Origin of the sequence: Microvirga pakistanensis (assembly GCF_004458765.1) — a bacterium.
GTDB lineage: Bacteria > Pseudomonadota > Alphaproteobacteria > Rhizobiales > Beijerinckiaceae > Microvirga > Microvirga pakistanensis.
Genome location: NZ_SPJX01000090.1, coordinates 13,638 through 32,300, shown reverse-complemented (window position 1 = coordinate 32,300; position 18,663 = coordinate 13,638). Strand labels below are relative to the sequence as shown.

Annotated in this window: 17 protein-coding genes and 4 pseudogenes; 8 read left to right on the top strand and 13 right to left on the bottom strand. The window is 60.3% G+C overall.

The features are described 5' to 3' along the window. Positions 1–32: 32 nt before the first annotated feature. Positions 33–1,265 (top strand): annotated as a pseudogene (locus tag E4K09_RS30950) (HPP family protein); the annotation flags it as partial. A gap of 108 nt (positions 1,266–1,373) precedes the next feature. On the opposite strand, the gene E4K09_RS03010 reads toward E4K09_RS30950, so the two are convergent. The 3 genes from E4K09_RS03010 to E4K09_RS03000 are packed head-to-tail and all read right to left on the bottom strand — an operon-like array spanning position 1,374 to position 4,045. After that, a complete protein-coding gene (locus tag E4K09_RS03010) occupies positions 1,374–2,396 on the bottom strand; it encodes an ABC transporter substrate-binding protein (protein ID WP_134495099.1) in 1,023 nt (340 codons plus the stop codon). Between the two features lie 45 nt (positions 2,397–2,441). Beyond that, positions 2,442–3,233: an ABC transporter permease gene (locus tag E4K09_RS03005; RefSeq protein ID WP_134495097.1), complete on the bottom strand. Its 792-nt coding sequence runs from the start codon at positions 3,231–3,233 to the stop codon at positions 2,442–2,444. Next, positions 3,230–4,045 carry an ABC transporter ATP-binding protein gene (locus E4K09_RS03000; protein ID WP_425293808.1) on the bottom strand — a complete coding sequence of 272 codons (816 nt, stop codon included), beginning with the start codon at positions 4,043–4,045 and terminating at the stop codon, positions 3,230–3,232. Before E4K09_RS03000 ends, E4K09_RS03005 begins: the two co-directional genes overlap by 4 nt. A 385-nt stretch (positions 4,046–4,430) precedes the next feature. Here E4K09_RS03000 and E4K09_RS02995 point away from each other — a divergent pair, with 385 nt between their 5' ends. Next, positions 4,431–5,129 carry an IS6 family transposase gene (locus tag E4K09_RS02995; RefSeq protein WP_134495093.1) on the top strand — a complete coding sequence of 233 codons (699 nt, stop codon included), beginning with the start codon at positions 4,431–4,433 and terminating at the stop codon, positions 5,127–5,129. Positions 5,130–5,185: 56 nt separating this feature from the next. On the opposite strand, the pseudogene E4K09_RS02990 reads toward E4K09_RS02995, so the two are convergent. Beyond that, a pseudogene (locus E4K09_RS02990) lies at positions 5,186–5,674 on the bottom strand (UvrD-helicase domain-containing protein); the annotation flags it as partial. Positions 5,675–5,868: 194 nt separating this feature from the next. Between E4K09_RS02990 and E4K09_RS02985 the strand changes: the two are divergent. After that, complete coding sequence (locus E4K09_RS02985; protein WP_244610335.1) at positions 5,869–6,291, top strand: hypothetical protein; 423 nt, start codon at positions 5,869–5,871, stop codon at positions 6,289–6,291. A gap of 120 nt (positions 6,292–6,411) precedes the next feature. On the opposite strand, the gene E4K09_RS02980 is transcribed toward E4K09_RS02985, so the two are convergent. Together E4K09_RS02980 and E4K09_RS02975 are read right to left on the bottom strand one after the other, a co-directional pair. Further along, positions 6,412–6,918, bottom strand: a complete 507-nt coding sequence (locus E4K09_RS02980) for a hypothetical protein (RefSeq protein ID WP_134495091.1) — start codon at positions 6,916–6,918, stop codon at positions 6,412–6,414. Positions 6,919–7,330: 412 nt separating this feature from the next. Beyond that, entirely contained in the window at positions 7,331–8,557 is a 1,227-nt protein-coding gene (locus E4K09_RS02975) for a glycosyltransferase (protein ID WP_134495089.1), read from the bottom strand. A 154-nt stretch (positions 8,558–8,711) separates the two neighbouring features. On the opposite strand from E4K09_RS02975, the pseudogene E4K09_RS29580 reads away from it, so the two are divergent. Continuing rightward, positions 8,712–8,801 (top strand): annotated as a pseudogene (locus tag E4K09_RS29580) (IS5/IS1182 family transposase); the annotation flags it as partial. Between the two features lie 97 nt (positions 8,802–8,898). Beyond that, positions 8,899–9,213, top strand: a complete 315-nt coding sequence (locus tag E4K09_RS02965; protein WP_134495087.1) for an EthD family reductase — start codon at positions 8,899–8,901, stop codon at positions 9,211–9,213. A 239-nt stretch (positions 9,214–9,452) separates the two neighbouring features. Here E4K09_RS02965 and E4K09_RS02960 read toward each other — a convergent pair whose 3' ends face one another. Continuing rightward, positions 9,453–10,268, bottom strand: a complete 816-nt coding sequence (locus tag E4K09_RS02960) for a DUF72 domain-containing protein (protein ID WP_134495085.1) — start codon at positions 10,266–10,268, stop codon at positions 9,453–9,455. Beyond that, positions 10,198–10,425 carry a DUF3606 domain-containing protein gene (locus E4K09_RS02955; protein WP_134495083.1) on the bottom strand — a complete coding sequence of 76 codons (228 nt, stop codon included), beginning with the start codon at positions 10,423–10,425 and terminating at the stop codon, positions 10,198–10,200. The genes E4K09_RS02960 and E4K09_RS02955 overlap by 71 nt, the downstream gene beginning before the upstream one ends. 198 nt (positions 10,426–10,623) lie before the next feature. On the opposite strand from E4K09_RS02955, the gene ku reads away from it, so the two are divergent. Next, positions 10,624–11,505, top strand: a complete 882-nt coding sequence (gene ku / locus E4K09_RS02950) for a non-homologous end joining protein Ku (protein ID WP_134495081.1) — start codon at positions 10,624–10,626, stop codon at positions 11,503–11,505. 32 nt (positions 11,506–11,537) lie between these two features. Beyond that, positions 11,538–14,117, top strand: a complete 2,580-nt coding sequence (gene ligD, locus E4K09_RS02945) for a DNA ligase D (protein WP_134495079.1) — start codon at positions 11,538–11,540, stop codon at positions 14,115–14,117. A gap of 344 nt (positions 14,118–14,461) precedes the next feature. Here the strand turns inward: ligD and E4K09_RS02940 are convergent. Further along, positions 14,462–14,845, bottom strand: a pseudogene (locus E4K09_RS02940) (UvrD-helicase domain-containing protein); the annotation flags it as partial. A 151-nt stretch (positions 14,846–14,996) separates the two neighbouring features. Here E4K09_RS02940 and recA point away from each other — a divergent pair. After that, the gene (gene recA / locus E4K09_RS02935) at positions 14,997–16,037 is read left to right on the top strand and encodes a recombinase RecA (RefSeq protein WP_134495077.1); all 1,041 of its coding nucleotides are present in this window, start codon (positions 14,997–14,999) and stop codon (positions 16,035–16,037) included. A gap of 119 nt (positions 16,038–16,156) precedes the next feature. On the opposite strand, the gene E4K09_RS02930 is transcribed toward recA, so the two are convergent. The 4 genes from E4K09_RS02930 to E4K09_RS02915 all read right to left on the bottom strand — a co-directional run bounded on the left by E4K09_RS02930 (position 16,157) and on the right by E4K09_RS02915 (position 18,660). After that, positions 16,157–16,306 (bottom strand): GapR family DNA-binding domain-containing protein, encoded by a 150-nt coding sequence (locus E4K09_RS02930; protein ID WP_425293807.1) that lies wholly within the window; start codon positions 16,304–16,306, stop codon positions 16,157–16,159. 122 nt (positions 16,307–16,428) lie between these two features. After that, positions 16,429–17,013: a 3'-5' exonuclease gene (locus E4K09_RS02925; protein WP_244610334.1), complete on the bottom strand. Its 585-nt coding sequence runs from the start codon at positions 17,011–17,013 to the stop codon at positions 16,429–16,431. 17 nt (positions 17,014–17,030) lie between these two features. Beyond that, complete coding sequence (locus E4K09_RS02920) at positions 17,031–17,756, bottom strand: amino acid ABC transporter permease (RefSeq protein ID WP_134495073.1); 726 nt, start codon at positions 17,754–17,756, stop codon at positions 17,031–17,033. A 52-nt stretch (positions 17,757–17,808) separates the two neighbouring features. Further along, the gene (locus E4K09_RS02915; protein ID WP_134495071.1) at positions 17,809–18,660 is read right to left on the bottom strand and encodes a substrate-binding periplasmic protein; all 852 of its coding nucleotides are present in this window, start codon (positions 18,658–18,660) and stop codon (positions 17,809–17,811) included. Positions 18,661–18,663: the final 3 nt, after the last annotated feature.

Here is an 18,663-nt window from a genome sequence, read left to right as displayed (position 1 = left end):
GCTCACGCAAGTCTCGGGACAGAGGAGCTGGCATGGGATGCCTCCCGGCCGATCACAATCAACCCTATGGAATCAGCTCTCCCGATTCCACGCAAATGCTGCACGCTCTAGGAGTCGCGTGTTTCCCGGACTTAGAACGCTCCCGCGAAGACGGGAGGCTCGGAGACGACACCTGCTCTCCGCCGTTTTCGGAAAACAACCTGCTTCGATTCGTGTCCCTGTTCAAACGCCTCATTCCCGATCTCACCCATGTCAGCCGCGTTGAGCAGGTTCGGATCTGCGCCGGTGTCCTGACGGGCTTTGTCATCCTGGGCCTGATCAGAATGGGCTCCCGTGGGCTGGTGGACGGGCTGCCTCTTCTCAGTGCTCCCCTGGGAGCGTCCGCGATACTCCTGTTCGCGCTGCCGGGGAGCCCGCTGGCGCAGCCGTGGTCGATCCTCAGCGGGAACATGATCTCGGCCATAGGGGTCGCCTGCGCCCGGTGGATTTCAGAGGAGCTCCTCGGGGCTGCCGCGGCCGGAACCCTGTCGGCAGCGGCGATGTTCGTCCTGCGGTGCCTCCACTCGCCGAGCGGTGCCCTGGCACTCATCGCCGTTCTCGGTGGTCCGGCGATCAAGGCGGCGGGATTCGGCTTCGTCATTTGGCCGGTTGGGACCGGTTCGCTGATGATGCTCGCGTTTGCGCTCGTCTTCAACAACCTGACCGGCAAACGCTATCCCCACCTGTCCAAGCCCGCTCCGGTGAGCCGGCACCGGACCACCGACCCCGCACCCATGGAGCGCGTGGGGGTCAGAACCAGCGGAATCGATCTTGTTCTCTACCGGTACGACCAGGTCATCGACATGGATCGCGACAGCCTGGAGAACCTGTTCCAGCAGGTGGAGATGCAGGCCTACAACCGGCGTTTCGAAGGAATGACCTGTGCCGAGATCATGTCGCGGGACGTGGCAGCGGTCACCCCAGAGACGCGCCTGCGAGAGGCATGGCAGCTCTTTCAGAAGCATCGCATCAAAGCGTTGCCCGTCGTCTCCGGCACGCGCAAGGTGACGGGGATCGTCACTCAGACCGACCTAATCTGGCACATTGACTGGGATGCGCGCCCGGGATTGAGAATGAGTGTTCCTGAGATCGCCCGACGGGTGATCCGCCTCGACCGCAAGGTCGGGGAAATCATGACATCACCCGTTCAGACGGCCCGGGAGGACACTTCCCTGGCAGAACTGGTGCCTCGCATGGCAGAGGCAGGACTGCATCAGGTCCCGATCGTCGACGGGGAGGCCCTGCTCGAGCATCATCACCCGCGCCTGCACCGCACGGCAGAACCACCCGACGAGGGCGGTTCTGCCAGTTTGCGGGCTGTCTCTGGATCAGGTTCAAGCCGCGGCATTCTTGACGAACCGGTCATCGAAGGTGGCAGCAAGATCGACCTTAGCATCCTTCAGCTCCGGATCGAGCATCTTCAGCATGTCCATGACGCTCGCCATGCCGTCGGGCGGCACGATGCCGGTCCGGGAATAGCTCTCCAGCGAGTTCTGCACCGCCTTGATATAAAGCGGCTTGTCACCAAGGTGATATTCAGGCGCGACCGTGTCGGCGACGTCCTCCGGCTTGGCTGTCTGGAGCCACTTGAGCGACTTCATAAAGGCATTGACGAGGCGCTGCGTCGTCACCGGGTTGGCGTCAATGAAGTCCTTCTTGGTGTAGAGGGTCGCGGCCGGATTCGACCCGCCGAAGAGCGCCCGCGTGCCCGCCTCGGTCCGGGTGTCGATCAGGATGGCAATTTCGCCCTCCGACTCCAGCTTCGAAATCACTGGGTCGAGATGCGCGATCACCTCGATCTCGCCCTTCTGCATGGCCGCGACGGCGCTCGCGCCCGATCCAACGCCGATCAGGGCGGCGTCCGTGGGCTTCAGTCCGGCCTTCACCATGGCATATTGCGTGGTCAGGGCCGTGGAGGAACCCGGTGCCGTTACGCCGATCTTAAGACCCTTGAAATCGGCCGCGGACTTGACTTGGCCGGCCTTGTCCTTCTTGACCGCGATCACGATGGCCGGGAAGCGGCCGAGCTCGGTAATGGCGCGCACGTCCTGACCCTTGGCCTGCATACGGATGGTATGCTCGAAGGCGCCGGTCACCACGTCGACAGAACCGCCGATCAGCGCCTGGAGCGACTTGGCGCCGCCGCCGAAATCGTTGATCTCGACCTCAAGCCCTTCCTCCTTGAAGAAGCCTCTCCGCTCGGCAATCGTCAGCGGCAAGTAATAGAGCAGGGGCTTGCCGCCCACGCCCAGAGTGACCTTGCTCTTCTCGGGCTTCTCCTGCGCGAAGGCGCTCGAGCTGAGCCCTGCGGTCAGAGCGGCCGCGCCCGCTCCGATGAGAAATTGACGGCGTTCCATCCTGATCTCCCTGCTTGGATGCAGATTCTAGCAGCGAAGGATTCCCTATCCCTGCCCGTTTGTCGACGGGGCGGGGCGCCAGACGAGGAGCCGCCTTTCGATCATCGTCACGAACGCGTCGATGAGGATGACGAAGATCGAAAGGATGACCATGCCGGCAAAGACGCCGGTTACGTCGAAGACGCTTTCCGCCTCGTGAATCTTGTAGCCGAGTCCGGCCGAGGAGCCGAGATATTCACCCACGACCGCGCCCACGAGCGCGAAACCCACGGAGGTGTGCAGGGATGAAAACATCCAGGTCAGAGCCGCCGGCCAATAAACATGGCGCAGGAGCTGACGCTCGTTCAATCCGAGCATGCGCGCATTGGCGAGCACAACCGGGCTCACCTCGCGCACGCCCTGATACACGTTGAAGAACACGATGAAGAACACCAGGGTGAAGCCGAGGGCCACCTTGGACCAGATGCCCAATCCGAACCATAAGGCGAAGATGGGCGCGAGCACCACGCGCGGCAGAGCGTTCGCGGCCTTGATGTAGGGATCGAACACGGCGGCCAGCAATTCTCGCCGGGCGAACAGGAAGCCGAACAGGATGCCGCCCCCGGCTCCAAACGCGAAGGCGAGAACCGTCTCCAGCAGCGTGATCCAGAGATGCCCCCAGATCTCGGTGGAGGTGAGTTCCTTCCAGACTCGCGCCAGCACGTCGGCCGGCGTCGAGAAGAAGAACTGCGTCTGTTTGGTCGGGGCGAGGATCGGATAGGCCGTCAGGACGTGCCAGAGCAGCAGAAAGCCCAGACCGACTGCGACTTGGAGCAGGACCAGCTTCATCCGGTTCATGCGGAGGCTCCTTCTCCCTGCGCGTAGGCCTTCTGCACCTCGACGCGAAGGCTTGCCCAGATTTCCTTGTGAATGTGATGGAAGGCAGGTTCGAGGCGAATCTCTGCGATGTCACGGGGGCGTGGCAGCGTGACCGGGAAGTCCCCGATGATACGGGCGGCAGGACCGGCCGACATGACCACGACCCGGTCCGAAAGGGCGATCGCCTCCTCCAGATCGTGCGTGACGAACAGCACCGCCTTGCGATCGGCCGCCCACAGATCCAGGAGCAGGTTGCCCATGATCTGCCGGGTCTGTGCGTCGAGCGGCCCGAAAGGCTCGTCCATCAGCAGGATCTCGGGATCGCGGATGAGCATCTGCGCCAAGGCGACCCGCTTTCGTTGCCCGCCGGACATCATGTGCGGATAGCGGTCCACGAAGGCAGCCAAGCCGACCCGGCGCAGCCACTCGCGGGCCTTCATTTCGGCATCGGCATGCGACGTTCCCTTCGGCTCCAGAGCGACCGCCACGTTCTGAAGCGCCGTCTTCCACGGCATCAGGGCATCCTGCTGGAAGAGGTATCCTGCCCGGCCGTTGAGACCTTGCAGCGGCACGCCCAAAATCTCCACATCACCGCTCGACGGCTTGAGCAGCCCCGCAGACGCATTGAGCAGGGTGGACTTGCCGCAACCCGTCGGTCCGACGATCGCGATGAATTCACCCGGCTGCGCAGCGAGGTCAATTCCCTGCACGGCGGTGTAGCCTCCGACCTTCGATCCGAAGGTAATGGCCATATTGCGGAGTGAGACGGCTGGAGCAATCGGTGATGTCAGCATGAGGCTCGGCGTTTCCCACGCCTGTCGGCGGCGCTTAACGGCATCCTAGTGGTTCAGATATCAATGGCAAGTGGATGCGGCCGGCGCGCTCGGGCTGGATGCTTCCGTCGAACCGCAAAAGCCACTCTGTTACGGCGGGGAGACCAGGGCCCACGGGCGTCTTTCCGCATCCTTCGAAGCGCATTTTTCAGCCGCATTGCTGTGAACGAGGGTTGGGTCGATATCGGCCAGCCATTCAGACGTTTCATGCGCCGGAAGGGATCGACCGCGAAGGGAACGACCAGATCGCCTGCAGTGATCGTCTGATCATCGAGAGGATTTGTTGCGAACTCTTCAGTAACTGAGTTCGGTTTATGCCTCCGGCAAGCTCCGGAGGTGCACGATGTTCAAGGGCCGTCATTTCGATCGCTCAGTGATCCTGCTGTGCGTCCGCTGGTACCTAGCGTATGATCTAGGCTTGAGAAACCTCGAGGAGATGATGGCTGAGCGCGGCATCTCCGTGGATCATACGACCGTTCATCGCTGGACTTTCTACTACACGCCGCTCCTGCTGGAACAGTTCAATCAGCGCAAGCGCCCCGTCACCAGCAGATGGCATATTGACGAAACATATATGAAGGTTCGTGGTCAGTGGCGGTATCTCTACCGGGCCATTGACAGCAACGGCGACACGGTTGAGTTCTGGTTCAGGGAGCGGCGAAACCTCGCTGCGGCCAAAAGGTTTCTGCGCAAGGCACTCAAGCGGCATGGCCGACCCGAGCAGATTGTCATCGACGGCAGTCAGACTAATCGTGAAGCCGTCCTGCTGTGTGACACTGCAGATCGGCTTCAGGATCGGTCGAGACGCGAGCTGAAGCCGATCCGGATCCGGCAGAGTGCCTACCTCAACAATCGCATTGAGCAGGATCATCGTGCAGTCAAGCGACGGATCCGACCGATGCTCGGGTTCAAGTCGATGGCATCCGCTCGGGCAATCCTGGGTGGAATCGAAATGGTTCACATGATGCGCAAGGGACAGGCGAAGTATGCTCCTAGTTCGCAGCTATGCCTCACCGAGCAATTCCACATCTTGGTTGCGTGAGGCCTGCGGGTGGGATAGCCCACTTCCTGTCCTCATCCAATATTCGCGACAGAACCCGCAAGACAGGTGCCTTTGGGGGGAAAGCGGCTCTCCGTCGACGAGAAACCGAGTTCGTGTCGCACGAGGTTCATCAGGTCGGCCGAGTCCTTCCGGTCATGGATCGAGAAGGCGGGATCCAAGCCGATCTCAAGTGCGTAGTCGCGCAGGAGCCTCGCGCCGCTGCCGTGGAACGTTCCGGCCCAGGTGAGAGCATCGGTCATCACACCCGCGCTCTGGCCCAAGACCTGTGCGGAAATCCGCTCGACCCGGCGCGCCATCTCGGCGGCCGCCCGGCGGGAGAAGGTCAGAAGAAGGATGCGACGTGGATCGGCTCCGTTGACGATCAGATGAGCCACCCGGTGGGCCAGGGTGTTGGTCTTGCCCGAGCCAGCTCCTGCGATCACCAAGAGCGGGCACGTGGATGTTGGAGCCCTCCCGTCAGTGAAACCGTGCTCCACCGCCCGACGCTGTTCCGGGTTGAGCTTGTCGAGATAACCGGCCGAAATGGACACTGACGAATCGTCCCACGTTTCTTCTCGGACGATTGATCCTTGTTTCTGGTTTTGTTCGCAAGTGGCGATTGGCTGCTCGCCATCCATGTCCTGCTGAGAGAGGTCTGCTCCTCGGAAGAAAAACAAATTTGGTCACGAACCACAGACTACCGTGCCGCGCCGTCGTTCCTTAAGCCGGAGATAGAACCATGAGGGGCTTTCTGCTTGCTGCGATCAGGATTGTCTTTGGTCCTGCCGCAACTCTGGCTGACGGCTTGAGCCTTGCAGGCTCGCTCTGGCAATGCACCCGCTCGACCGATCAGTCTCAGTTCGTGATCACGTTCTATCCGGGCGGAGGGGGCGGAGGGGGCGAGTTGGAGAACAACGAGGTCAGCCCCTACATCTTTGATGCATCCCGAACGAAGCCCGGAGAGTGGCCAGAGCAATGGGAGCAGACAGGCCAGCGTTTCACCTGGAAGGTTCCTGATCAGAGCATTCGGATTGAAGGGAGCCTTTCAGGTCCTGGGCAGGCAACTGCGCGGCTTACCGGCACCGAGACTTCGTCGGGAGAGCGCTCGGCTGTCACCTCCACCGCCCTGTCCAAGCTGCAAAAGGCGGGGAGGGGTTGGTAATCCCCAAGAACAACCATTTGATCGACCTGGATCGGGAAGACGGCGAGCTGAAAGTGCTGGCGGGGATCTCCCTGCAGGAGCAAGGAGGACGATAAGAGTAATGGCTGCGGGGAGCAGGACTCAGTCGCACACTTTGGTTCGGCGGACTGTGACATCACCAAAGGCGTCGATCCGCTTCGTCACGACGACGCGGCACTCCTCGACTGGCGTAGGGATGTCGACAACTCTCTCCCAGTATACAGGTGGAGGCACGACCGGCTGCACCGAGACGATCGGGACCTCCCGGGAAGGGACCAAGGCGGGTCCCTCATACCCTTGGCTATACTCCAGAGGCACAATCGGCAGAGGCTGCTGTGGGACAAGACCTGGCCCCTCATAGCCGTCGACAAAGCGGCGTTTGATCACGCGGCGCTCAATGATCCTGTGCTCGACCGGCGGCGCGATATACGTCTCCTCGATCGCGAGCCGAGACGGGACGGGTAGGCGCTCCAGAACCGCTCCTTGATCCTCGAAATAGGGAGGGAGATCCGCGGCTACAGCGACCGCTGTACTCACCAGAGTCGATCCGCCGAGCACCAATGCGACCAAACTCGCTTGCGCAACGTTGTTCAGACCAATCGCCTGCATGTGAGCTCCTAATGTCCTCCAAAGGGAACGTCGGCTTACGGTCAAGGTTCCGCCTTTGAGCATTCTGGCCCTCAAATCAGGCCGACGGTGCGACCAAATGTTCGCCCTGCCCAGCTTGCGAATTGTATATCAATCCTTATATCAGCCTTACCCCAGCGGACATTGTTGTAGACTTCGACAGCGGCGGGCGTCACCGCCAGCGTCGAGGTAGTCGTGTTAGGACGGATGCAATCCGATACGGCTTATTCCTGTGCTCGCCTGACGATGCGAGCGCCCGTCTGGTACCCTATCAGCCCAGGCCCGTAGTGCGCGAGGCAGAGGTGCGAAGGCACCCTGTCCGTTCGCCCCGGAGCCTGGGCTTTTCCATTGTCTCTCAGACGCCGTTCAGGCTCTGGGTATGGCGGATCGAGCCCTACTGGCTTCCTTTGCGGATTGCAGCAATCAGCAATTCGGCAGCAACCACCGCTCCGTCGCTGCGGATGGTCTTGGCGATGGTGGCCGCCCGATTGCGGGTCTCCGGCGCCAGCGCTGTCCTGAGCGGAGCCAAGAGCGTCTCGGTTCTCGGAATAGGGCTATCGTGCGCCGCACCAATGCCGAGTTCGCTGACACGACTGGCCCAGTAGGGCTGATCGGCAACCTGGGGCACCACCACCTGAGGTGCGCCAGCGCGTGCGGCGGCCGTGGTCGTTCCGGCACCGCCATGATGCACGACGGCGGCGACCCGCGTGAAGAGCGCCTGCTGGTTAACCTCACCGACAGCAAAGCAGTCTTCCTGATCATCAATAAGAGCCAGATTGGCCCAGCCCTGGGCGATGATCACGCGCCGGCCCTGCGCGCGAACTGATTCAATGGCGATGCGGACAGGGTCTTCCGTGGCGTGCATGGCCATGCTGCCGAAGCCAACATAAACCGGGGGATCGCCTGCATCCAGAAACGCTTGTAGTCCACCCGGGAGCGGGCGCTTGTCCGGCAGGATCCAGGCGCCGGTCTGAATGGCCTCGGTCAGGTCGTTTGGTTGCCATGGGCTCAAGGTCGGATCCGATGCCAGCCATGGTCGATGTGTGAAGACATGATCGCGGACATTGTCCACCCCTGATAAGCCGATTGAGACGCGGTGGGTGTTGACCGCCACGCCGAAGAGCGCGTTCTTCGCCTGTGCGTTGAACTCCCACAGGGCCAGGTTATCGGTCAGTTCCGGCGGGTGCGGCCAGCCTGGATACTCCATAGGTGGATGGTGCGGCGACGGCGCCATGAGCGGACAAAAGGCTGCCCAACTGAAATGAATACCCAGCTTCTCAGCCACGGCCTGTGCCGCCGCAACCGACGGGAACAGGCCAGTTGCGACGATGGCATCGCAGCCCTCAGCCACCGCAGCAATCGCATCGAACTGAGCCGGAACCATCTTAGCCGCGAGCTCGGGGAGGCGCAGACCTGATTGCTTCGCCTGCGCGATCCACTGGCGCACCGGCATGAAGGCCGGTACCAGCGGAAGTCCCTCCCGCTCCAGCACCTCGACAAACTCCGCATCGGCCGGAGCGGAGATCAGCGCCCCCACGCCAATCGTCTGCAAGGCCTGGCCAAGCGCCGCCAAGGGCTGGATGTCCCCACGCGACCCATAGGTCGACAACAACACACGCATTTTCAAAGCTCCCTCATGTTTGATCGAGGGCAGCGTTTATGGGCCATGACGGGGGGCTTGCCGCAAGCCGGGGGCCCGCTACAAATCAATAATGGAAGGACGTGATCGCTCTTCCATTTTCCCTTAAGCTGTCAACATTTCTTGCAAGGTGCTGATCGGCCAGCGTCGCTACGAGTTGACGGATTTCGAGTGGTCGGTGATCAAGCCGCTGCTACCGAGCAAGCCGCGCGGGCTTGCTCTCGTCAAACTCGCTTCAGCCAAAATCTGGATGCGCTTTACGATTCGATGACCTATAAAGGCCCCTCGGACGCTCGGAGAGACGTTCAGACAGGAGCCCGATCATGATCAAGATGAGCGTCTACTATCCGGCCAATGGCGGCTCGAAGTTCGATCACGACTACTACCGCACCCGCCACATGCCACTGATCCAGGAACGGCTCGGCGATGCCTGCGTGCGCTACGAGATCGATAAGGGCCTTGCGGGTCGCGAACTTGGAAGCGCACCGGAGTTCGTCGCGGCGTGCCACGTCTACTCGCCGAACCTGGCGATATTCCAGGAGGCATTGGGTCCCCACCGCGCGGAGATCGCCGCGGATGTCGCCAACTATACGGACATCACCCCCATCGTGCAGATCAGCGAAGTCGTTGAAGGATAGGGGGCTTCGGCGCGTCAGGGGGAGCCGTTGAACTATCCGGGATCGGCGTAGTGCTGGCGCACCTGATCCTTGGTGACGTAGCCGGTGCCGAACCGGTTGACGATCGGGAACATATAGTTGCAATCGAAGCGAAAACTACATTGCTCTCGTCAAACTCGCTTCAGCCAAAATCTGGATGTGCTTTATGAGTCAGTGACCTAGGCAATGCTACGATTGCGTTGAAGGGAGCCTGTGGCGAACTAACCATCGTCAGGCGCCTGAGACTGAAAAAGCTTCAATGTGCTCAGCGCATCACCGGTCGCCGCGAAAGCAGCCGTATTGTCGAAAATGCACCATGCTGCTCGTCCGGCGTCCGCATGATCCCCAAGCGTCTCGACGGCTTCAGCGATGGCCTCTTGTGAGTACGCCGAGTAATACATCTTCGGCGACCCATGTAGGCGGTAGTAGACCAGCCCAGTCCAGCCGCCGGGAGTTCCGGCATTTGGATGAGGCTTGGGGTCGGCAGCCACCCGGGAAATCCGCTGCTCCACGAGAAAGGCATCGACATCGGCGTTGAACCATGACGCATGCCGGGGCTCACAGACAACGTCTCCGCCGAAAGAGGCTCGAACCGTCTCGATAAATGGCCCCACAACTGCAGGATCAAACTTCAAGCTTGGAGGAAGCTGAATCAGGACCGGCCCGAGCTTTGGGCCCAGTCCGCCGATCTCTCCCAGAAAGCGCTGCAACGGCTCGTCGACATCGCGCAGACGGCTTTCGTGGGTGATCGTCTTCGGCATCTTCACGGCAAAGCGGAAGTGATCCGGGACATCACCGGCCCAGCGCTGATAGGTCGACAAGCGATGCGGGCGATAAAAGGAGGAGTTGATCTCGACGCCGTTGAACCGGCTCGCGTAGCGCACGAGATGGCTGCCCTCGCGCGGGAAAGCATCGTCGTATTGCTTTGGGATCGCCCAAGCAGCGGTCCCAACATAGATGCGGTGCTCACTCAACTTCGAGGTCTGAGCAGTGTACTGTTTGGGGTTCGCCCCGCTTGAGCTTTCCAGCCGCAGCATCGAGCTTCTCGCGGCTGTTCCCATGCTCTTTGATCAATTCTTCAGCCTGCGTAACACTGATGCCGTGCTTCCGGGCAAAGTAGCCGACCTCGTACCCTTCTCCGCCGGAGACCCGGCCCCGATCAGCACCACCGCGATTGGTTTTGTCATCAGACATTCCGTTACTCCTTACACAACAATCCCGGTTCCAAAATGCGCCACAAGGGAGAGTGGTTTCCTGGGCCTTCAACAAACCCAGAGACACCTGTGGAGAACTCGGAACGAGTCATTTCGGGGCGACGTTGCTGACTCGTGAGGGGACCGGTCAAAGTTGGCGGGCCTGTCACATAGTAGCGCATCACTGGGAGTTCTACCCATGGCTGAACGGACGGTTTGGAAAGGTCATATCAAGCTCTCTCTCGTGTCCTGTGCGGTCGGCCTATATCCCTCCACATCGTCAGGTGGGAAGATCCGGTTCAACACCCTCAATCGCAAAACCGGCAATCGCGTGAAGCGCCAGTTCGTCGACAGCGAGACGGAAGAGGTCGTCGAGAGCGAAGACCAGGTCAAAGGCTTCGCGGTCGGCAAGGGCAGCTACATCCAGGTCGAGGACGAGGAACTTGACGCCCTCAAGGTGGAAAGCACCCATACCATCGACATCGAAAGCTTCGTGCCGCGCGAGGAGGTCGATGAGCGCTTTCTCGATACCGCCTACTACATCGCTCCGACTGACAAGGTGTCGAATGAAGCCTTCTGCGTCATCCGCGATGCGATCCGCGACAAGGGCATGGCTGGCATCGCCCGCATCGTGCTGGCGCGGCGTGAGCGCATGATCCTGCTGGAGCCTTTGGACGAGGGCCTTGTCGGCACGACGCTGCACGCAGCCGACGAGGTTCGCGACGAGGACAAAGTCTTCGACGAGATCAGCGAGGTGAAGTATCCCAAGGAGATGAAGGATCTCGCTGCCCACATCATCGACAGCAAGGCGGCCCACTTCGATCCGAAGCAATTTGACGATCGATACGAGGAAGCAGTCGCCGAGCTGCTGAGATCGAAGCAGGCCGGCAAGCCTCTGAAAGCGGTGTCGTCCGAGAAACCGTCGAATGTCGTCAATCTGATGGATGCGCTCAAGCGCAGTGTCTCGGCGGAGAAGGCAGGATCCACGGGCAAGAAGGCTGCTCCGGCGAAGAAAGCCGTAGCGAAGTCCAAGGCAGCGAAAAAGCCCGCGCCCAAGACGAAGGCTCGCAAGGCCGGCTAATCCCGACGAGTTGTGTTGCGTAGGAGAGTGTCATGGTCGCGGCATCAGCCCGTCCGAAAGCCCGAAAGGTACCGTCGCGAGGCCGAACTGCCACGAAAAGAACTTCCGTTTCTCTCGCCACCTACCGAGCGAAACGCGACTTCTCCGTCACGAGCGAACCCAAGGCGAGGAGAGCCGAGTCTCAGGGCGACCGCTTCGTGGTGCAGAAGCATGATGCTCGCCGCCTGCACTACGATCTGCGGCTGGAGCTCAATGGAGTCCTCAAGAGTTGGGCAGTCACAAGAGGCCTGAGCCTGGTCCCGGGCGAGAAGCGGCTTGCAGTCCATACAGAGGATCATCCTCTGCGGTACATTGATTTCGAGGGCGTTATCCCGGCCGGCCAATATGGCGGGGGGACCATGATCGTCTGGGATCAGGGCCGCTGGATTCCTGAAGGCGACCCGCACGCGAATTATGCCCGGGGCCGATTGACCTTTACCCTCGAAGGCGAGCGTCTCAAGGGCAAGTGGCATCTCGTGCGGACCCGCGGCAAGCCGGGCGAGAGGAATGAGCAGTGGCTGCTGCTCAAGTCCGACGATGAGGCTGCCCGCACCTCTGAGGATCCTGACATCCTGGAGGAGGCGACGACTTCGCTCAAATCGGGTCGGACGATCGAGGAGCTTGCAGCGGAAGGCGAGGTCCGCGTCGATCATGCCGCGCGCGAGAACGTAGCCAAGGCGCGAGCCAGCAAGCCGAAGCGGCCGACCAAGATCGCGGGAGCTAAGAAAGGCATTCTCCCGGCCTTTGTCGAGCCGTCCCTGGCACAACTGGTTGAGAGTGCCCCAAGGGGTGGCAACTGGCTGCACGAGATCAAACTCGATGGTTACCGCATGCAGGCCCGCATCGATGGCGGCCAAGTCCAACTTTTGACACGGAAGGGTCTCGACTGGACAGCGAAGTTCAAGCCTGTCGCCAAAGCGCTGAAGGATCTAAAGGTCCCATCAGCGTTGCTCGACGGCGAAATCGTCGTGGAGGATGAGGCAGGAGTTTCAAGCTTCTCGGCGCTGCAGCAGGAGCTCAAGGGCGGGAAGGGTGAGCGCTTCGTCTACTATGTCTTCGATCTGCTTTATCTCGACGGGGAGGACCTCAGGAAGGCGACACTGGCAGACCGAAAGGCGGCCTTGCGGCTCCTGCTGGATGACCTGCCTCAGGGCGGCGCCATCCGCTTCAGCGACCATCTCGAGGAGGATGGCGCAACTCTCGTTAGGCACGCCTGCCGGATGGGTCTGGAGGGGATCATCTCCAAGCGCGCCGAACGGCCCTACAGATCGGGTCAAGGCGACGACTGGGTCAAGTCGAAGTGCACGCAGCGCCAGGAGTTGGTGGTCGCCGGATACATGCCCTCAAGCGCGAGCAAGAAGGCCGTGGGCTCTCTGGTCATGGGTGTCTATGAGGCCGGCAAGCTCATCCCTGTCGGTCGCGTTGGCACGGGCTTCACATCGGAGGTGGCAGGCGCTCTCTACAAGACCCTCACGTCTATAGAGATGAAGGCCTCACCCTTTGCCAGCAAGCTCCCTGCTGCTGCCAGTCGGGGGGTAAAGTGGGTCAGGCCCGAGTTGGTCGCCGAGGTCGAGTTCCGCGGGTGGACCCATGACGGCATGGTCCGGCAGGGCTCATTCCAAGGGCTGCGCGAGGACAAGGATCCCCGGGAAGTCGTGCGGGAGGTAGTCAGGCAACCACCTTCCGACGCAGGCCCTGGCGCTACAATCCTTGAGAAAGCCCATCTCACCCATCCCGGCCGGGTGCTGTGGGAGGACGAGGGGATTACCAAGCTCGGTCTCGCCGAGTTCTATACGGAGATCGCCGATTGGATCCTGCCTCACATCGTGAACCGGCCGCTCTCGCTCCTGCGCTGCCCAGGCGGATCGCAAAAGGAGTGCTTTTTCCAGAAGCACGCTTGGGCAGGTCTTGATGAGGATCTCATCCAGAGGGTCCGGGTGGGCGATGACGAGGCGGTCGCTATCCAGGACCTGTCCGGCCTTCTTGATCTGGTGCAAGCCGGCGTTCTCGAGATCCACCCATGGGGCTCGACGCTGAAAAACCCGGAGAAGCCTGATTGCCTCATCTTCGACTTGGATCCGGGGGACGGCGTCAGCTGGGACGCTGTGATTCAGGGTGCGATCGACGTGCGTCACTACCTCCAAGGCCTCGATCTTGTGAGCTTCGTCAAGACATCCGGCGGCAAGGGTCTGCATGTTGTGGTTCCCCTCCGCCCAAAAGCCTCTTGGGATGAGGCCAAAGCGTTTGCGGCCGGTGTTGCAGCAGCCATGACGAAGGCGAGCCCTCTCCTGTACACCGACACCATGGCGAAGCGAGCCAGGACGGGCCGGATCTTCATCGACTACCTTCGCAACGGGCGGGGAGCCACGGCTGTGGCGCCCTATTCCACGCGAGCCCGGGCTGGAGCTCCGGTGTCAACACCACTGTCGTGGGAGGAACTGTCGACGATCCGCAGCGGCAACCAGTATCGGATTGGCAATCTGGCGGCGCGGCTGTCCCATCTTCAGGGTGACCCGTGGGCGGATTTTGGAGGCGTCGATCAGGTGGTTCCGAGAGCAGTGAAACGTCGGTAGTGGAAGTCCATCTGGATCGGAGGCCACCAGGAGGTGCGGCTGTAGGTGAGGAGGTTAAGATCCTTGGCCGGCCCGTGGCGGACAGGCCTCGAGGCTTCAGTTTGAACCGACGAGTGCCTGCAAAACGAATGCTGCAGCCAGTAATGCGGTTAGCACAGCAAACACAGTCAGGGTCCGCTTATTCTGAGTGATCGGGTCCTGTGGACGGCCGCAATAAGGGCACACACTCAAGTGGTCCGGGATCACGCGTTCGCAAGTTGAGCAGGCCATTACGAAGGCATCTGAATGGTTTCCGGTATGGTCAAAGACAAAAGGCCCGACCAATGCCGGGCCTTGGCACCCACTACTCTGCCGGGGAAGTCGCGCAGGAGCCTGGCGCCGATGCCGTGGAACGTACCGGCCCAGGTGAGAGCATCGGTCATCACGCCTGGGTTCTGGCCCAGAACTTGACCCGCGATCCGCTCCACCCGGCGCGCCATCTCGGCCGCGGCCCGGCGGGAGAAGGTCAAGAGCAGGATGCGACGTGGATCGGCTCCATTGACAATCAGATGGGCCACGCGATGGGCCAGGGTGTTGGTCTCGCCTGATCCAGCCCCGGCAATGACCAGCAGCGGCGCAGCCGGGTTTGAGCCATCGGCCAGAACACCGTGCTCCACCGCCTGACGCTGTCGCGAGTTGAGTTGGTCCAGATAGGCAGGGTGCACGGACACAATCGAATCATTCCTCATTTACCCGCTATAGACTCCTATTCCCGTTTTGTTCGCAATGGCTCAGCTTGCCATCTCCCCGCAAAGGCGCGACAATCTGTTCGTCATTTGTTCTTTATTCCGCCACACAAATCCTTAGGGTCTGGCTCTTCTGTTTAGCACTGGATTCGGGATGAACACGGATAAGACAAAAGCGATCGAGACTGCCGTCAGTCAGATTGAACGGGCCTTTGGTAAAGGCGCCATCATGCGCCTCGGCGGCGATCAGGTTGTCGAAGTCGAGACGGTCTCCACCGGATCGCTGGGGCTCGACATCGCTCTTGGCGTCGGCGGTCTGCCGCGCGGTCGGATCATTGAGGTTTATGGGCCGGAGTCGTCGGGCAAGACAACGCTTGCGCTCCAGGCCATCGCCGAGGCTCAGAAGAAGGGCGGCGTCTGCGGCTTCATCGATGCCGAGCATGCATTGGATCCAGTTTATGCCCGCAAGCTCGGGGTCAGCCTAGACGATCTCCTCGTGTCTCAGCCGGACAATGGCGAGCAGGCGCTCGAGATCGCCGACACGCTTGTCCGCTCAAGCTCGGTGGATATTCTCGTCATTGACTCGGTGGCGGCGCTGACCCCGAAGGCTGAGATCGAGGGCGAGATGGGCGAGAGCCGGCCCGGTCTTCAGGCCCGCCTGATGAGCCAGGCCCTACGCAAGCTCACCGGCTCGATCAGCCGCACCAAGACGATGGTGATCTTCATCAACCAGATCCGCATGAAGATCGGAGTCATGTACGGAAGTCCTGAGACGACCACAGGCGGCAACGCCTTGAAGTTCTACGCCTCTGTCCGTCTCGACATCCGCCGGACCTCAACCTTGAAGGACCGGGATGAGCCGATCGGCAACCAGGTTCGCGTGAAGGTGGTTAAGAACAAGGTCGCTCCGCCTTTCAAGCAGGTCGAGTTCGACATCATGTTCGGTGAAGGCATCTCGAAGATGGGTGAGCTGATCGATCTCGGCGTGAAGGCCAACGTGGTCGAGAAGTCCGGCGCCTGGTTCTCCTACGACAGCCATCGGCTCGGCCAAGGCCGAGAGAACGCCAAGACCTTCCTCAAGGAGAATCCAGAGATTGCGGCCGAGATCGAAGGCAAGATCCGCCAGAATGCCGGTCTCCTGATCGCGGAGCTACAGGGCAACGATGATGTGAGTGCATCAGAGGATGCAGCCTAAGGATCTCTCGTCACGGAACCATAGACACCCTGCGGGTCGGACGGCTCTCCATTCCCTCAGAAATAAAGGCCGCCCCTTGGTGGGCGGCCTTCTCGTTACTCGAAATCCTTAAAGTGTACTCAAGCCGCTTCAGCCACACGGGCTGCGCCTGCCTCGTCCATGGCACGCATGTAGACGTCGAGCAGGCTATCGTGCTTGCTGCGTCCATCTTGATCCTGCTTACGGAACTTGATGATCTCCCTGAGGATCTTCACATCGAGACCGGACAACGCTTCTCGATCGAGCGACGAACCTTCCACTTGAACCCACTTCTAAAGGCTACGCCGCGTTCGGGCGAACCTGTGGGGGGCAGGAACGCGCACTACGAACACTTCGTGACATCATGAAGGGGCTACGATGGCGCCCGAAATCTCTCGAAGGCCGTGATCCGCCGGGTGAACGGCTCCACGTCCCAGCGGTAGGTCTCTTGTCTCAGGAACTTCAGCTCCGCCTCGTAGATATCCTCGCCGATCTCGATGAACCATGACTTCGGACGACCGTCTTTGCCGTCGCTCCATCGATAGCCGCGCTTCTTGAGTTCATCCTTCATGTCAAAGGGAGAGCCTTCCGCCCAGACCCGCAGCAGGGCTTTGCGCGCTGACGCCACAAGATGGGACACAGCGCAACCCGCATCGCCGGGGAGGGGAGCTGCTAGCACCTCTAGAAGGGCGTGGCAGTCCTCGACGGCCCGATGGCCTTGATGGAACCAGCCGCATTGGGACGGCAGGTAGCCGAGCTTCGAGCCTTCAAAGCCGAAATCCGCCCAGGACACCTCCGCATGAGAGCAGGCCCAAGCCTTTAGCGAAAAGCCACGGGCCAAGCGTTCAAAGAAGGGCCGGTCGAAGCGGGCGTTGTGGGCGATCACCAGATGAGCCGGCTGGATGAACGCCTCAACAGCGTCCAAATCGATCGTGTGGACCTCGAATATACATTCCAATCTAGCCTCTAATCCTATCAAGTTGGCTGGTCCCGAACCTTCGGAAGAGTGGATGAGGATGCTGCAATCTGAGAAGAGGATGGACCCCAACCAGCACGTGCTCGCTCCTCAAGTCTTCGAACAAACAACGCTGCCGGATAACTAACTGAAAAATAAAGGATTCCTGTAACCGTATAGATGGTGAAGTACTGATAGCTCCTTGCTGATATGATTTGTCCTGTAAACATAAGTTCTTGAACAGTGACAACTGATGCAAGCGCGGTATCTTTGAAGAGCGCAACTAGATAGTTTCCCAGTGCCGGCAACACTATCCTAAAAGCCTGCGGTAGAACGACCAGTCTAAACGCGAGGAGCGGAGACAAAGCGAGAGATCTCGCAGCTTCAATCTGACCACGTGGGACGGCTTGGATCCCGCTGCGATAGACCTCACTCATGTATGCGGTGTAGTTTGCGGTTAGGCCGATGACTGCGGCTGTAAATGGTTCAAGGCGAATCCCGACGCTCGGGAGAACGTAATAAATGTAGAGGAGCTGAAGGATCAGTGGCGTTCCCCGGATGAACTCCACATAGAGATCGGCTGGTAGTCGAATCCAGCGCGTTCGTGCCAATCTCGCGAGGGCAACCGGAATACCGAGGATCCCGGCTAGGATGATTACGATAAGGGTAAGAAGGACCGTGGTCAGCAGTCCCTTGAGAAGGACGTCGCCATAGTCCCGAACAACCGAAAGATTCAGAAGGTCCATACTGGCTTCTCGATCCTGCCTGCCCCAGAGGGGCAGGCAGACCTATGCTGGGTCAGAGCGGGAAGAAGAACAGATTGCGGTTAGACAAGCCATATTTCTTGAGAATGGCTGAAACCGTGCCGTTGCCGCGAACTTCGGCGAGTCCTTGCGTGAACGCCGCACGCAGAGTGCAGTCCTCCTTCCGGAGGGCGTAGCGTGCGTAACCGTAGCCATATTTGAAGATCAGTTCGTCCGGAACCTTGACGTTGTTGACGATTTCGATCGGCGCTGACTCGTTGGCCTTAAGGAATTCCAAAACCTTGACATCGTCCTCGACAATAGCGGGAACGCGCCCGGTTGAGATCGCGGAGAACTCTTCGGCATCCGTCTGGAAAGCAACGACATCCGCGCCGATTTTCCGCAAGTACTCGTCGGCAGCTGAACCAGCGATAGCGCCGATCTTCTTGCCTTTCAGCATGTCGAAAGAGGTCACATTCTCGGGATTCCCTTTCTGAGTGACAATGGCTGGCCCGTACCACCACGCCGGTCCAGTGAACGAAACGACCTTCAGCCGATCCGGCGTGATGTGGATGTTGGACGATACCGCGTCGATCCGTTTCGCCAGCATAGCAGGAATGAGTTGCCCGAAAGGTGCAACCTCATATCGGATCTTCGTGACCCCCATCCATTTAAGGGCGGCCTCATTGATCTCAACATCAAGGCCGCTTGCTTTGCCTGTCGTGGGATCAAGAGAGGTATAGGGAGGGGAGGGCGAGATGCCCAGAGTTATGCCGTCCTTGACGGCCTTCTGGTATGAGCCGTCGCCACAAGCGTCGAATAGCGGCGATGCTTCATGCTGAAATTCCTCCGCACTTGCAGTTGTGATGAAGAGGCTCAAGGCGAGCCCGATGGCTGTTCTCAACATAGT